The organism is Niallia alba (assembly GCF_012933555.1).
Lineage (GTDB): Bacteria > Bacillota > Bacilli > Bacillales > Cytobacillaceae > Niallia > Niallia alba.
In genome coordinates, this window is sequence record NZ_JABBPK010000001.1 from 114,219 (window position 1) to 129,241 (window position 15,023).

16 protein-coding genes and 1 other annotated feature are annotated in these 15,023 nt (G+C 36.9%); all 16 genes read left to right on the top strand.

Annotated elements, in window-relative coordinates:
- Position 1: 1 nt before the first annotated feature.
- The 16 genes from clpC (at position 2) to rplK (ending at position 15,003) form a co-directional block, all read left to right on the top strand.
- Positions 2–2,452, top strand: coding sequence for an ATP-dependent protease ATP-binding subunit ClpC (clpC, locus tag HHU08_RS00600; protein WP_016204530.1), 2,451 nt, complete (start codon positions 2–4; stop codon positions 2,450–2,452).
- A 170-nt stretch (positions 2,453–2,622) separates the two neighbouring features.
- Complete coding sequence (gene radA, locus HHU08_RS00605; protein WP_016204531.1) at positions 2,623–4,002, top strand: DNA repair protein RadA; 1,380 nt, start codon at positions 2,623–2,625, stop codon at positions 4,000–4,002.
- 381 nt (positions 4,003–4,383) lie between these two features.
- A complete protein-coding gene (locus tag HHU08_RS00610; RefSeq protein WP_016204532.1) occupies positions 4,384–5,457 on the top strand; it encodes a PIN/TRAM domain-containing protein in 1,074 nt (357 codons plus the stop codon).
- Positions 5,458–5,474: 17 nt separating this feature from the next.
- Positions 5,475–6,176: a 2-C-methyl-D-erythritol 4-phosphate cytidylyltransferase gene (gene ispD / locus HHU08_RS00615; RefSeq protein WP_169187594.1), complete on the top strand. Its 702-nt coding sequence runs from the start codon at positions 5,475–5,477 to the stop codon at positions 6,174–6,176.
- Positions 6,177–6,231: 55 nt separating this feature from the next.
- Positions 6,232–6,714: a 2-C-methyl-D-erythritol 2,4-cyclodiphosphate synthase gene (gene ispF, locus HHU08_RS00620; protein ID WP_016204534.1), complete on the top strand. Its 483-nt coding sequence runs from the start codon at positions 6,232–6,234 to the stop codon at positions 6,712–6,714.
- 94 nt (positions 6,715–6,808) lie between these two features.
- Positions 6,809–8,266: a glutamate--tRNA ligase gene (gene gltX / locus HHU08_RS00625; protein ID WP_169187595.1), complete on the top strand. Its 1,458-nt coding sequence runs from the start codon at positions 6,809–6,811 to the stop codon at positions 8,264–8,266.
- Between the two features lie 43 nt (positions 8,267–8,309).
- Positions 8,310–8,547 (top strand) — a binding site (T-box leader).
- Positions 8,548–8,763: 216 nt separating this feature from the next.
- Positions 8,764–9,414 (top strand): serine O-acetyltransferase, encoded by a 651-nt coding sequence (gene cysE, locus HHU08_RS00630; RefSeq protein WP_016204536.1) that lies wholly within the window; start codon positions 8,764–8,766, stop codon positions 9,412–9,414.
- Complete coding sequence (gene cysS / locus HHU08_RS00635) at positions 9,414–10,814, top strand: cysteine--tRNA ligase (protein WP_169187596.1); 1,401 nt, start codon at positions 9,414–9,416, stop codon at positions 10,812–10,814. The genes cysE and cysS overlap by 1 nt, the downstream gene beginning before the upstream one ends.
- Before the next feature lie 3 nt (positions 10,815–10,817).
- Entirely contained in the window at positions 10,818–11,225 is a 408-nt protein-coding gene (locus tag HHU08_RS00640; RefSeq protein ID WP_016204538.1) for a Mini-ribonuclease 3, read from the top strand.
- A 12-nt stretch (positions 11,226–11,237) separates the two neighbouring features.
- Positions 11,238–11,981 (top strand): 23S rRNA (guanosine(2251)-2'-O)-methyltransferase RlmB, encoded by a 744-nt coding sequence (rlmB, locus tag HHU08_RS00645; RefSeq protein WP_016204539.1) that lies wholly within the window; start codon positions 11,238–11,240, stop codon positions 11,979–11,981.
- A gap of 2 nt (positions 11,982–11,983) precedes the next feature.
- Positions 11,984–12,493 carry an NYN domain-containing protein gene (locus tag HHU08_RS00650; protein ID WP_016204540.1) on the top strand — a complete coding sequence of 170 codons (510 nt, stop codon included), beginning with the start codon at positions 11,984–11,986 and terminating at the stop codon, positions 12,491–12,493.
- Between the two features lie 70 nt (positions 12,494–12,563).
- On the top strand, positions 12,564–13,223 hold the full coding sequence (sigH, locus tag HHU08_RS00655) for an RNA polymerase sporulation sigma factor SigH (protein ID WP_016204541.1): 660 nt from the start codon (positions 12,564–12,566) through the stop codon (positions 13,221–13,223).
- Between the two features lie 106 nt (positions 13,224–13,329).
- Positions 13,330–13,473, top strand: coding sequence for a 50S ribosomal protein L33 (rpmG, locus tag HHU08_RS00660; RefSeq protein WP_016204542.1), 144 nt, complete (start codon positions 13,330–13,332; stop codon positions 13,471–13,473).
- A 45-nt stretch (positions 13,474–13,518) separates the two neighbouring features.
- Positions 13,519–13,701 carry a preprotein translocase subunit SecE gene (secE, locus tag HHU08_RS00665; RefSeq protein ID WP_016204543.1) on the top strand — a complete coding sequence of 61 codons (183 nt, stop codon included), beginning with the start codon at positions 13,519–13,521 and terminating at the stop codon, positions 13,699–13,701.
- Between the two features lie 175 nt (positions 13,702–13,876).
- Positions 13,877–14,410 carry a transcription termination/antitermination protein NusG gene (nusG, locus tag HHU08_RS00670; protein WP_016204544.1) on the top strand — a complete coding sequence of 178 codons (534 nt, stop codon included), beginning with the start codon at positions 13,877–13,879 and terminating at the stop codon, positions 14,408–14,410.
- A gap of 167 nt (positions 14,411–14,577) precedes the next feature.
- Positions 14,578–15,003, top strand: coding sequence for a 50S ribosomal protein L11 (gene rplK, locus HHU08_RS00675; protein ID WP_016204545.1), 426 nt, complete (start codon positions 14,578–14,580; stop codon positions 15,001–15,003).
- The last annotated feature ends 20 nt before the right edge of the window (positions 15,004–15,023 follow it).

The following is a 15,023-nucleotide window of genomic DNA, read 5'->3' on the forward strand; positions in this document are numbered from 1 at the left end:
TATGATGTTTGGTCGATTTACAGAAAGAGCGCAGAAGGTATTAGCACTTTCCCAGGAAGAAGCAATTCGTTTAGGACACAATAATATTGGTACAGAGCATATTTTACTTGGGTTAGTTCGTGAAGGAGAAGGAATAGCAGCGAAAGCTCTATCAGCGCTTGGATTAGGAGCTGAAAAAATTCAAGAGGAAGTAGAAAATTTGATTGGTCGTGGTCAAGATGCTGCCCAAACTATTCATTATACGCCAAGAGCTAAAAAAGTGATCGAACTGTCAATGGACGAAGCAAGAAAATTAGGTCATTCTTATGTTGGTACAGAACATATTCTTTTAGGCTTAATTAGAGAAGGAGAAGGGGTAGCAGCCAGAGTATTAAATAATCTAGGTGTAAGTCTAAATAAAGCACGACAACAAGTACTTCAGTTACTTGGAAGTAGTGAATCTGGAAATCACCCAGGTGGCTCAGCTGCTAGTGCGAATACACCAACACTTGATAGCTTAGCTCGTGATTTAACAGCTATCGCAAGAGAGGGTAGTCTAGATCCAGTTATCGGAAGAAGCAAGGAAATCCAGCGTGTTATTGAAGTATTAAGTAGACGTACTAAAAATAACCCAGTGTTAATAGGGGAACCTGGTGTAGGTAAAACAGCTATTGCTGAAGGCCTAGCACAACAAATTGTTCAAAATGAAGTTCCTGAAATCTTAAGAGATAAACGGGTAATGACATTGGATATGGGTACAGTGGTTGCTGGAACGAAGTATCGTGGTGAATTCGAAGATCGTCTGAAGAAAGTAATGGATGAAATTCGCCAAGCGGGGAATATTATTCTGTTCATCGATGAGTTGCATACTTTAATTGGTGCAGGTGGTGCAGAAGGAGCTATTGATGCTTCCAATATACTGAAGCCGTCTTTAGCTCGAGGAGAGCTTCAATGTATTGGTGCCACTACATTAGATGAATATCGTAAATACATTGAAAAAGATGCTGCTTTAGAAAGAAGATTTCAACCTATTACAGTAGATGAACCAACTAGTGAAGAATCAATCCAAATTTTAAAAGGATTAAGAGATCGATATGAGGCTCATCATCGCGTTTCTATTACAGATGAAGCAATTGATGCAGCTGTTAAATTGTCTGATCGTTATATTTCTGATCGTTTCTTACCGGATAAAGCAATTGATTTAATTGATGAGGCTGGTTCGAAGGTTCGATTAAGATCATATACTACTCCACCAAATTTAAAAGAGTTAGAAGTGAAGTTAGAGGAAGTACGCAAAGAGAAGGACGCATCTGTTCAAAGTCAAGAATTTGAAAAGGCTGCTTCTTTACGAGATACAGAACAAAGATTAAGAGAACAATTAGAAGAAACAAAGAAAAATTGGAAAGAAAAACAAGGCCAAGAGAATACAGAAGTGACAGTGGAAGATATTGCAAGTGTTGTTTCAAGTTGGACTGGGATTCCTGTATCTAAGCTTGCGCAAACAGAAACAGATAAGTTGTTAAATATGGAAAATATTCTTCATAACCGAGTTATTGGCCAGGAAGAAGCTGTTATCGCTATTTCCAAGGCAGTAAGACGTGCAAGAGCTGGGTTAAAAGATCCAAAAAGACCAATTGGCTCCTTTATTTTCCTTGGTCCTACTGGAGTAGGGAAAACTGAACTTGCTCGTGCCCTTGCTGAGTCTATGTTTGGGGATGAAGATGCTATGATTCGTATCGATATGTCTGAATACATGGAGAAGCATTCTACTTCAAGATTAGTAGGATCCCCTCCAGGATATGTTGGATATGAAGAAGGCGGACAATTGACAGAGAAAGTAAGAAGAAAGCCATATTCTGTAGTGCTTTTAGATGAAATTGAAAAAGCTCATCCAGATGTGTTTAATATCTTACTTCAAGTGCTTGAAGATGGTCGCTTAACAGATTCTAAAGGACGTACAGTTGATTTCCGAAATACAGTTTTAATTATGACTTCCAATGTAGGTGCTTCAGCGTTAAAGCAAAATAAATATGTTGGTTTTAACGTTCAAGATGGAGATCAAGACTATAAAGATATGAAGGGCAAAGTAATGGAAGAGCTAAAAAGAGCATTCCGTCCAGAATTCTTAAACCGTATAGATGAAACAATTGTCTTCCATGCCTTAGAGAAGAAGCATTTAAAAGAAATTGTTACGTTAATGGCAGATCAGTTAGTTAAGCGCCTAACTGAACAGGATATTCAGTTGACTATTACAGAAGCAGCGAAAGAAAAAATTGCAGAAGAAGGATATGATCCGGAGTATGGGGCAAGACCACTACGTCGTGCGATCCAAAAGCATGTAGAGGATCGATTATCAGAAGAACTTCTAAAAGGAACGGTATTAACTGGTCAACAAATTGAATTGGATGTAGAAAATGGTGAGTTTACTGTTAAGGTAAATGGTGAAGAGCCGGCAGTAAATCTACAAAAATAACGCTAACAACATTTAAATAAGTGACACACGTATTACAGCTTTACGTGTGTCATTTCTTTATTTAATGTAAAATAGGAAAAAACTAATCCTCTACTTAATCATGACGATCAGATTAGGATACATATGCTACGATGGGGAAAGTTAGAGAATGAAGGGAAAGGAGGATGAATATGGCTAAAAGAAAAACCAAGTTTCTTTGCCAGGAATGCGGATATGAATCTGCAAAATGGATGGGGAAATGTCCTGGTTGTGGAAACTGGAATACGATGGTGGAAGAAGTAGAAAAAAGCACTGTTCAAAGAAAAGGAGCATTTGCGCACTCAGCTACCAGTACTATTGCAGCAAAACCTATTCCTATAACTAGCATTGAAACAGTCAATGAGCCAAGAATATATACGGACTTAATGGAATTAAACCGTGTTCTTGGGGGAGGAGTGGTTCGTGGTTCGCTAGTATTAATAGGTGGAGATCCAGGAATAGGGAAGTCAACGCTTCTTTTACAAGTATCTTCCCAATTGGCACAAAAAAAACACTCTGTGCTATATGTGTCTGGAGAGGAGTCTCAAAAACAAACAAAATTAAGAGCAGATCGTTTAGGCGTAGTTTCCGACCATTTGCTCGTTTATTCAGAAACAAATCTAGAGGATATAAGCAGAACTATTGAAAATACGAATGTAGAGTTTGTTGTGATTGACTCGATTCAAACAATCTACCATCCAGAGGTTACATCTGCACCAGGAAGTGTCTCTCAAGTTAGAGAATGTACAGCAGAATTAATGAGAATCGGAAAAACAAAAGGAATAGCAATCTTTATTGTAGGACATGTAACAAAGGAAGGTTCGATTGCAGGACCGAGATTGCTTGAACATATGGTTGATACTGTATTGTATTTTGAAGGAGAAAGACATCATACATATCGTATTTTACGTGCTGTAAAGAATCGCTTTGGCTCAACTAATGAGATGGGAATTTTTGAAATGAAAGAAGTTGGTCTTGAAGAAGTAGAGAATCCATCTGAGATTTTTCTTGAGGAACGTTCACAAGGTGCTGCTGGTTCTACGGTGGTAGCCTCAATGGAAGGAACGAGACCTGTTCTTGTTGAAATACAAGCATTGATTTCACCGACTAGCTTCGGAAATCCACGAAGGATGGCAACTGGGATAGATCATAATAGAGTCCCGTTGTTAATGGCTGTATTGGAAAAAAGAGTAGGAATGTTATTGCAGAATCAAGATGCATATTTAAAAGTAGCTGGCGGTGTAAAGTTAGATGAGCCCGCTATTGATTTAGCAATCGCAGTTAGCATTGCCTCAAGCTTCCGAGATAAACCGACAAGAGCAACTGATTGTATTATAGGGGAAGTAGGATTAACTGGAGAAGTTAGAAGAGTTTCTCGAATAGAACAAAGGGTACAAGAGGCTGCAAAATTAGGTTTCGAGCGTGTTATTATCCCATCAAATAATTTAAGCGGTTTAAAGGCCCCAAAAGGTTTAGAAGTTGTCGGAGTACATACAGTAGCAGAAGCTTTAACAGCTGCTTTAGGCCATTAATTTCAAAAAAAATACATTGATGTGAATTTTCAGTTGTGTTAAAATGGAATATTTATTTATTTGACAGGCATTTGTTTTTAATGCTAATCTAGTTTTATCAAATAAAATAGGTATTTATCTCTTTGTCTGTGTTATATTTCCATTTTTGCCAGGGTTTTTGTATTTTTAAGTATCTTGCCATTATAAAATTATTACTTTTGATAGGGGTATGCAGGCATTTTATTTCCCGCGCAATGTGAGAGATTCTATCTATTAACACTAGTATTTGACATAGTCATCATATCTATAAAAATAACTTTTTCATTACAAATTAAAATTTCCTGTAATATTAGGTTTCAAAACTGGGAATTTGTTTATAATGTGAAAGAGGAGGTGGAAGTATTGTTAAAACGCATTGTTCAAGTTTGTTTTTTAATTATTGGAGGAACAATCGGATTTTTATTTATTCCTGATTTATTCTCAGTAATGTCTATCGATCATGATCTTATTAATAACGCATATGTGTCAGCAATACTTGGTGCCATTATTTTTTATCTTATTACTTTTTGGGCGATTGATTATATTGTTAACTTTATTAAGTTTTTAGAAGAATCAATTGTAAAGGCTCCAATTACGGATATAATCTTTGGTAGTCTTGGAATCGGATTTGGATTAACGTTAGCCTTTTTAGTAGGGTATGCTTTGACGTCGGTCCCTGTGCTTAATACTGTCGCTCCAATCCTTTTATCATTACTTTTTGGATATTTAGGCTTTCAAGTTGGGTTTAAAAAGAGAGATGAATTATTAACACTCTTCACAGCTAGAAAGAAAAAAGTAGTGGAAGAGGAACCCGTAAAAGTTGAGAAAAGTAATTTAAAAATATTGGATACTAGTGTTATTATTGATGGAAGAATAGCTGATATTTGTCAAACGGGTTTCCTAGAGGGCACAATTGTTATTCCGCAATTTGTTCTTGGAGAACTTCAGCATATAGCAGATTCATCCGATGCGCTAAAACGTAATCGTGGAAGAAGAGGTTTAGATATCCTTAATCGAATACAAAAGGAATTAGCAATTAAAGTGGAAATTTACGAAGGTGATTTTGAAGATATCGCAGAAGTAGATAGTAAACTAGTCAAATTAGCTAAATTAACAAACGGCGTTGTTGTAACGAATGATTTTAACTTAAACAAAGTATGTGAACTGCAGAAGGTTGCTGTTCTTAATATTAATGATTTAGCCAATGCTGTAAAACCGGTTGTTCTTCCAGGAGAAGAGATGAAGATACAAATTATAAAAGATGGAAAAGAGCACAATCAAGGCGTTGCATATCTAGATGACGGAACAATGATTGTAGTAGAAGAAGGACGCAATTATATTGGAAAACATATAGATGTTCTAGTAACGAGTGTTTTGCAGACATCTGCAGGGCGAATGATTTTTGCTAAACCAAAATTATTAGAAAAAGCATTGTAAGAATAGGGGTTAGTTACATGACTTATGAAGTCATTATTCCGGCAGCAGGACAAGGGAGACGAATGGGACTAGGGAAAAACAAACTGTTTCTTGAGTTAGACCGTTTACCAGTATTTATTCATACCTTAACTGTCTTTGAAAATGATCCGAACTGTAATGGAATATGGTTGGTAGTTAGTTCAGACGATAAAAAAATAATGGATGAACTAGTAAAGAAATATAGCATTACAAAAGTTACTGCGCTAATTGAGGGTGGTGCAGAGAGACAGCATAGTGTTTACCATGCAGTAAAGGAAATACCGGATGATACAATTGTTCTTGTTCATGATGCGGCGAGACCTTTTATACAAACAGAGCAAATTGCTAGATTAACAAAGGTTGCAAAGGAAAGTGGCGCAGCTGTTTTAGCAGTACCGATTAAAGACACCGTCAAAAAAGTGAATGGTGAATTGGTAGTGGAAACAGTTGAGCGTTCAAGCTTGTGGGCGATTCAGACCCCACAAGCTTTTCGCATTTCCATTTTAAAGGAAGCGCATGAAAGAGCTGTTGTAGATACATATATAGGAACAGATGATGCTAGTTTGGTGGAAAGATTAGGACAAGCTGTGCAAATTGTAGAAGGAAACTATGACAATATTAAATTAACGACACCAGAGGATTTATACTTTGCTGAGGCGATAGTGGCGAAGCGAAAAAAAGCAAGTAATGTACCGTTATAGTCAGGACTTTTGGAATAAATTTAGATTTTGTAAATAAAAGAATGGAGGAATTAAGATGTTTCGAATTGGTCAAGGATTTGATGTTCACCAATTAGTAAGCGGAAGACCACTTATTATTGGAGGGATAGAAATTCCATACGAAAAAGGGCTATTAGGACACTCTGATGCTGATGTCTTGTTACATACGATTGCAGACGCTTGTTTAGGGGCGATTGGAGAAGGAGACATTGGAAAACACTTTCCAGATACAGATGAAGCATTTAAAGATGCTGATTCGGCAAAGCTATTGCAGCATGTATGGCAAATAGTGAAGGAAAAAGGCTACAAATTAGTGAATGCTGATTGTACCATCATGGCTCAGCTGCCTAAAATGGCCCCCCATATTCAAGCGATGCAAGCAAGAATTGCGGATTTACTTGAAACAGAGAAAGAGAATGTAAATGTCAAAGCGACAACTACAGAAAAATTAGGGTTTACAGGAAGAGGAGAAGGTATTGCCTCGCAAGCGGTAGTATTGCTCCAAAAAAGAAATGTGTAAATGATAGGTATTATAAAGGTGAACACCTTTTAAAGAAAAAAACAAAGTGATAGAATAGATGAGAAAAAGCGTAATTTATCAAGGAGGCACAACCATGTCTAACGAAATTCGTGTTCGTTATGCTCCAAGTCCAACAGGGCATTTGCATATAGGGAATGCACGTACAGCATTATTTAATTATTTATTTGCACGCAGTAAAGGCGGAAAGTTTATCATCCGCATTGAAGATACGGATAAAAAAAGAAATATCGAAGGCGGAGAAGAAAGCCAGTTAAAATATTTGAAGTGGCTTGGAATGGACTGGGATGAAAGTACGGATATTGGTGGAGAATACGGTCCGTATCGCCAGTCTGAAAGAAATGATATTTATAAAAAGTACTATACAGAGATGCTAGACAAGGATCTTGCTTATAAGTGTTATTGTACGGAAGAAGAAATTGAAGCAGAAAGAGAAGAGCAAGTAAGTAGAGGAGAAACACCTAAGTATTCTGGAAAATGTCGTCATTTAACAAAGGAACAACAAGAAAAATTAGAAGCAGAAGGAAGACAACCTAGTATTCGAATTCGTGTTCCGGAAAATATCGTTTATGAGTTTAATGATATGGTAAAAGGGGACGTTTCCTTTGAGTCAGAAACAATTGGCGATTATGTCATTGTTAAAAAGGATGGTACTCCAACATACAATTTTGCGGTTGCAATCGATGATCATTTAATGGACATTACCCACGTTCTACGTGGAGATGACCATATTACCAATACACCAAAACAATTAATGATCTATGATGCATTTGGTTGGGAAAGACCAATATTTGGCCATATGACTTTGATTGTCAATGAAAGTAGAAAGAAATTAAGTAAGCGTGATGAATCGATTATTCAATTTATCGAGCAATATGAAGAGTTAGGCTATTTACCTGAAGCTTTATTTAATTTCATTGCTCTATTAGGATGGTCACCAGAAGGAGAAGAGGAATTATTCTCTATCGAAGAATTTATCCGTATTTTTGATCCAGCGAGATTATCTAAATCTCCTGCACTATTTGATCAAAATAAATTGGCATGGATGAATAATCAATATATTAAGAAGGCAGATTTAGAAACGGTTGTTCGTCTAGCTGTTCCCCACTTAGAAAAAGCCGGTTTAGTGAGTGAAAATCGTTCGGCTGAAGAAGCGGCATGGGTAAATAATCTGGTTGGTCTATATCAAGAGCAAATGAGCTGTGGAGCAGATATTGTAAACTTATCTACTTTATTCTTTAGTGATGAAATCCATTATGATGGAGAAGCAGAAGAAGTTTTAGCTGGTGAGCAGGTTCCTAGTGTAGTACAAGCGTTTAAAGATGCCTTATCTGAAATGCCGGAATGGAGTGCAGATCAGATAAAGGCTTCTATTAAAGCGGTTCAAAAGGCTACAGGTCAAAAAGGGAAAAACTTATTTATGCCAATTCGTGTGGCTACAACTGGACAAACCCATGGACCAGATTTACCAAAAGCAATTGAGCTTTTAGGAAAAGAAAAAATTGAAGCAAGATTAACAGCATTAATTAGTTAACATTTTCGGTGAAATGTAATATAGTAGTAGGAAAGCTATATCGAAAAAAACGAAGAAGAGGAAAAGTAAAAAAAGAGAAGCTTATTAGAGAGAATCATCACCCGGCTGAAAGTGATTCAAGCAACCTCCTTTTTGAAGTGCGCCTCAGAGTCCTGTATCGAAAAGAATGGTTTATTAGTAGATAGAGGCGGAACCTATCCGTTAACAGGGATGAGTGGAGATTATTGCGAAGAGCAATGATCTAAACAGAGTGGAACCGCGCCGGAAAAAGCGTCTCTGTCTTTTAGACAGAGGCGCTTTTTTATATAGGGAAAACAAATGCATTTTTAAGTGCTGGGCAAGATTAGAAAAGCTAATTCTTAGGAATTAAGAAGCTTTTCTTGTGTATAAAGATATAGAGATGTTTATAGGGGAAAAAGATAAAGGGAATCATAACTTTTTAAAAGAGTAATGATTGCTAGAAAGCAGAATGTAGTAGCAAAATGGGGGAGATTTATATGTTTCGGCGCATAAAAGAGGATATAGCTGTTGTGTTTGAACAAGATCCTGCTGCAAGAAGCTCAATAGAAGTTATCTTAACTTATTCTGGGTTGCATGCTATATGGTTTCACAGAATTGCTCATTTCTTATTTAGACATAAACGGTTTTTCTTAGCGAGAGTGATTTCGCAATTTAGTCGCTTTATGACAGGGGTTGAAATCCATCCAGGAGCAAAAATCGGCAATCGTCTATTCATTGATCATGGTATGGGAGTAGTGATCGGAGAAACGTGTGAGATAGGGGATAATGTTACTATTTTTCAGGGAGTAACACTTGGCGGAACGGGAAAGGAAAAAGGAAAAAGGCATCCGACCGTTAAAGATAACGCCCTTATTGCTTCTGGTGCAAAAGTGCTTGGATCCATTGTTATTGGGGAAAATGCCAAAATAGGTGCAGGATCAGTTGTGCTAAAAGATGTACCAGCAAATTCTACAGTAGTAGGTATTCCAGGAAGAGTTAAAGTACAAGATGGTATTAAAATAAAAAAAGACTTAAATCATTGTGATTTACCAGATCCGGTTGCAGATCGACTAAAAGAAATGGAATTGGAAATTGCCCATTTAAGAGAACAACTAAAAGAATTACAGGAAGAAAGGAGTTATAAGTAATGCCTATTCAAATATATAACACATTAACAAGAGCGAAGGAGGACTTTGTTCCCCTGGAAGAGGGAAGAGTAAAAATGTATGTATGTGGACCAACTGTTTACAACTATATCCACATTGGAAATGCTCGACCTGCAATTGTCTTTGATACCGTTCGTCGCTATTTAGAATTTCGAGGATATGATGTCCAATTTGTATCTAATTTTACCGATGTGGATGATAAGTTAATTAAAGCAGCAAATGAGCTTGGAGAAACAGTACCTGTTATCGCTGACCGCTTTATTAACGCATATTTTGAAGATGTTTCCGCATTAGGCTGCAAAAAGGCTGATTCGCATCCACGGGTAACAGAGAATATGGATATTATTATTGATTTTATTGCAGCGTTAGTAGAAAAGGGATTTGCTTACGAGTCTGAAGGAGACGTATATTATCATACAAGAGCTTTTGACGGATACGGAAAGCTCTCCCATCAATCCATTGATGAATTGCGTTCAGGAGCTCGCATTGCGGTAGGGGAGAAGAAACAAGATTCATTAGATTTTGCGTTATGGAAAAAAGCAAAAGATGGCGAAATTTCCTGGGATAGTCCATGGGGAGAGGGGCGTCCAGGCTGGCATATTGAATGCTCTGCGATGGTTCGTAAATATTTAGGGGATACAATTGATATTCATGCAGGCGGTCAAGATTTAGCATTCCCCCACCACGAAAATGAAATAGCACAATCAGAAGCATTAACAGGCAAGACTTTTGCTAATTATTGGATGCATAATGGGTATATTAATATTGATAATGAAAAGATGTCTAAGTCGCTTGGGAATTTTATTACGGTAAACGATATAATTAAAATTCATGATCCGCAAGTGCTAAGATTCTTTATGCTTTCCGTACATTATCGCAATCCGATTAATTATAGTGAAGAGGTATTGGAAAATACAAGAGCTGGATTAGAAAGAATTAGAACTTCTTATGAAAACTTAAAGCATCGCAGTACAGCGAGTACTGATCTTACTGATACAAATGATGAATGGATTGCTAAAATTACTGATCTTCGAAAACAATTTGTTGAAAGTATGGATGATGACTTTAATACAGCAAATGGCATTTCTGTTTTGTTCGAATTATCGAAACAAGCAAATTACTATTTACTAGAAAAAACAACCTCTCCTGCTGTTATTCATGCGTTTATGCAAGAGTTTGAAGAATTATTTGCAGTGCTGGGCTTATCTTTATCTGCTAATGAAGAATTATTAGATGAGGAAATTGAAGAACTAATTGAAAAAAGAACACAAGCAAGAAAAGATAGGAATTTTGTGCTTGCTGACCAGATTAGAGATCAATTAAAAGCAATGAATATCATATTAGAAGACACCGCACAAGGTATACGATGGAAAAGAGGGTAAAAGATGCTCCTCTATGATAAAAAAGTGGATGAAAAACAATTGAACAGCCTTGCCCTTGCTTATATGGGCGATGCTGTTCTTGAGATATATGTAAGAAGACATTTGTTGTATAGTGGAAAGGTAAAACCTAACCAGCTTCATAGAGAGGCTACCAAATATGTTTCAGCTAAAGGGCAGGCTAAAGTAGTACATGAGCTTCTTGAAAAAGGGTTTTTTTCCGAAGAGGAGATAGCGGTACTGAAGAGAGGGCGTAATGCAAAATCCGGTACAGTACCTAAAAATACAGATGTACAGACCTATCGATATAGCACTGGTTTTGAAGCGGTATTAGGTTTTTTATATTTAGCAAAGAAAGAAGAGCGACTTGAAGAAATAATCAAAGCAGCTCTTTCTGTCATTGAAAGCAAATAGGAGGAGCGAAAAGTGTCAAGTGACTTTATTGTTGGAAAAAATGCAGTAATTGAAGCGTTAAAATCGGAAAGAGATGTAAATAAAATACTCATTGCTGAAGGTTCTCAAAAGGGACAAATGCAAACCGTAATTGGTTTAGCGAAACAAGCAAATGTGCTTGTTCAATTTGTACCGAAGAAAAAGTTGGATAGCTTAGTAGATGCAAATCACCAAGGAGTAGTAGCTCAAGTTGCTGCGTATCAATATGCAGAAATAGACGATTTGTTTGCACTGGCAGAAAAAAAGCAAGAAACGCCTTTTTTCTTGCTGCTTGATGAAATTGAGGATCCACATAATTTAGGTTCCATTATGAGGACTGCTGATGCAGTAGGTGCCCATGGGATTATTATTCCACGAAGAAGAGCCGTAGGCTTAACAGCTACTGTTGCTAAAGCATCTACTGGCGCTATTGAGCATATACCAGTTGTACGTGTAACGAATATGGCAAGGACGATAGATGAACTTAAAACGAGAGGGATATGGATTGCAGGAACAGATGCAAAAGGAAGTGAAGATTATCGCAGATTTGATGGAACGATGCCATTAGGATTAGTGATTGGCAGCGAAGGGAAAGGCATGGGAAGGTTGATTAAGGAAAAATGTGATTTTCTTATTCATTTACCTATGGCCGGAGCTGTTACTTCTTTAAATGCTTCTGTTGCAGCCGCACTTTTAATGTATGAGGTATATCGGAAACGCCATCCACTTGAGGGATAATAATGGACATTCTTATTGTTGACGGATATAACATTATTGGTGCTTGGCCAGAATTAAACGTCCTAAAGAATAGAGACCTTGCAGCAGCGAGAGATACTTTAGTAGCGAAAATGGCAGAATATCAGGGTTATTCTGGATACAGGGTAATTGTTGTTTTTGATGCGTACTATGTAAAAGGCACAGAGAAAAAATATAAGGATTATAAAGTGGAAGTTATTTTTACTAGGGAAAATGAAACCGCAGATGAACGTATTGAGAAATTAGCAATTGAGCTCAATAACAGAAAAACACAAATACATGTTGCGACATCTGATTTTACAGAGCAATGGGCTATTTTTGGACAAGGAGCTTTGCGAAAATCAGCGAGAGAATTATTGTTAGAGATGGCTGGCATGGAGCAAGAAATCGGGAAAAAAGTAAAGAAAATCAAAGAAAAAAAGCCGGTTGCAAAGATTCCGCTTTCAAGAGAAGTGGAAGAAATTTTCGAAAAATGGCGCCGTGGAGAAAAATGAGTTGTTGACGCTCAAAAAAAGGCTAGAGTATAATGGATTTATCCATGATTGCACGGTCGGGGGGATCTGTATGAGTACTGACAACTGGACTAAGAGTAACGAATATATTGGAAATTATATGGAACTTGAAGATGAAGTGTTAGTGGAATTGGTGCACCAAGGGGAAAGTGATGCTTTAGATTATTTAATTCAAAAGTATCGTAACTTCGTGCGAGCTAAAGCCAGATCCTATTTCTTAATCGGAGCAGACAAAGAAGATATTGTACAAGAGGGTATGATTGGTCTCTATAAGGCAATCCGTGATTTTAAGGAGGACAAGCTCTCCTCGTTTAAGGCGTTTGCGGAATTATGTATAACAAGACAAATCATTACTGCTATCAAAACGGCAACTAGGCAGAAACATATTCCTTTAAATTCGTATGTTTCTTTGGACAAGCCCATCTATGATGAAGAATCTGATCGAACGTTAATGGATATTATATCTGGAGCAAAAGTGCTTGATCCAGAAGAATTGATCATTAATCAGGAAGAGTATGATCACATTGAGATAAAAATGTCTGAATTATTAAGTGATTTAGAAAGAAAAGTATTGTCTCTATATCTTGATGGTCAATCCTATCAAGAAATTTCTGAAGAGTTGAATAGGCATGTGAAGTCTATTGATAATGCCTTGCAAAGGGTGAAAAGAAAGTTAGAGCGGTATTTAGAAATAAGAGAATTTTCGCTATAGACGTAAATAGTTTTTTGAAATAACAAATATTTACTGATATTGACATCTTACGCGTGTCCATGATACAGTTTGAGTAGATATAAAGGACGTAGTAGGTGTAGGTAAAATGAGGAAAAAGCTTGTATTAGCGTGTGAAAAATGTGGGACAAGAAATTATTCTACTGTGAGTAACAATGGAACAGAACGTTTGGAAATGAAAAAATTTTGTCAAAATTGTAATGCTCATACCGTTCATAAAGAAACAAAATAACGATCTTGGATAAATTGCCCGCTTTAAAGATGGAGGTAACAAAACATGCAAAGTGCTGTTAAGTATTTTCGCGAAGTTGGTAGAGAATTAAGGAAGGTTAGTTGGCCGAAAAAGAAAGAGTTAACTAATTATACAATCACAGTACTTGTGACTGTTGTCTTTTTTGCTATCTTCTTCGCAGTTGTTGATTTAGGAATTTCTGAACTTATTCGTTTAATACTTGAATAACAGTTGTCTACTCATGGTATAATGGTAAAACGATAGGAAACATTTACAAAAGCCCGGTAACGGGTTTTTTCATTTGCTGAAAAATAAATGACTTGTTCCTTACAGATACTATAAAAAACAGCACGAAAAATAAAAATAAAGTTATAGGGAGGGACGGACGAAGTAGTCCTCTTTTATGGAAAAAAACTGGTATGTAGTGCATACGTACTCTGGATATGAGAATAAAGTAAAAGCCAATTTGGAAAAAAGGGTAGAAACAATGGCGATGCAAGATAAAATTTTCCGCGTTGTTGTACCTGAAGAAGAAGAAACAGATATCAGAAATGGTAAAACAAAAGTAGTGAAAAGAAAAGTTTTCCCAGGTTATGTGCTGGTGGAAATTGTTATGACAGATGATTCTTGGTATGTAGTGCGTAATACGCCTGGGGTAACTGGGTTTGTAGGTTCTGCTGGTTCAGGGTCTAAACCAACTCCGCTTTTGCCAGAAGAAGTCCAAGTAATTCTGAAGCGCATGGGTGTTGAGGAACAAAGAATTGAAATTGAGTTTGAATTAGGAGAAACAGTGAAGGTGAATGAAGGACCATTTGCTAATTTCACTGGGACTGTTGAGGAAATTGATAAAGATAAAGCGAAGGTTAAAGTACTGGTAAATATGTTTGGAAGAGATACCCCGGTAGAACTGGATTTTACACAAATTGAAAAATTTTAACCAGAAAACTTGAAATGATATTGAAAAAGTGTTACTATTTCATAGGTCAGTATATCTCATAAAGAGATAAGATATTGTCAAATTTCTTTATTTCATATAAAGACGATAAGTTGAGTGGGAGGGGAAACCCCTATTACCACATCACGGACTTTAAGGAGGTGTGTCTCGTGGCTAAAAAAGTAATTAAAGTTGTTAAATTGCAAATCCCAGCAGCTAAAGCGAATCCGGCACCACCAGTTGGTCCTGCATTGGGTCAAGCTGGCGTAAATATTATGGGATTCTGTAAGGAGTTCAACGCTCGTACAGCTGAACAAGCTGGTTTAATTATTCCTGTTGAGATTACGGTTTTCGAAGACCGTTCATTTACATTTATTACAAAAACTCCACCTGCTGCAGTTTTACTTAAAAAAGCAGCTGGTATTGAGTCTGGTTCAGGTGAACCAAATCGTAATAAAGTAGCAACTGTTAAGCGTGATAAAGTACGCGAGATTGCTGAAACAAAAATGCCTGATCTAAACGCAGCTGATGTTGAAGCAGCTATGCGCATGGTTGAAGGTACAGCCCGCAGCATGGGTATTGTTATTGAAGACTAAACCTATATAGGCTTGGTGTT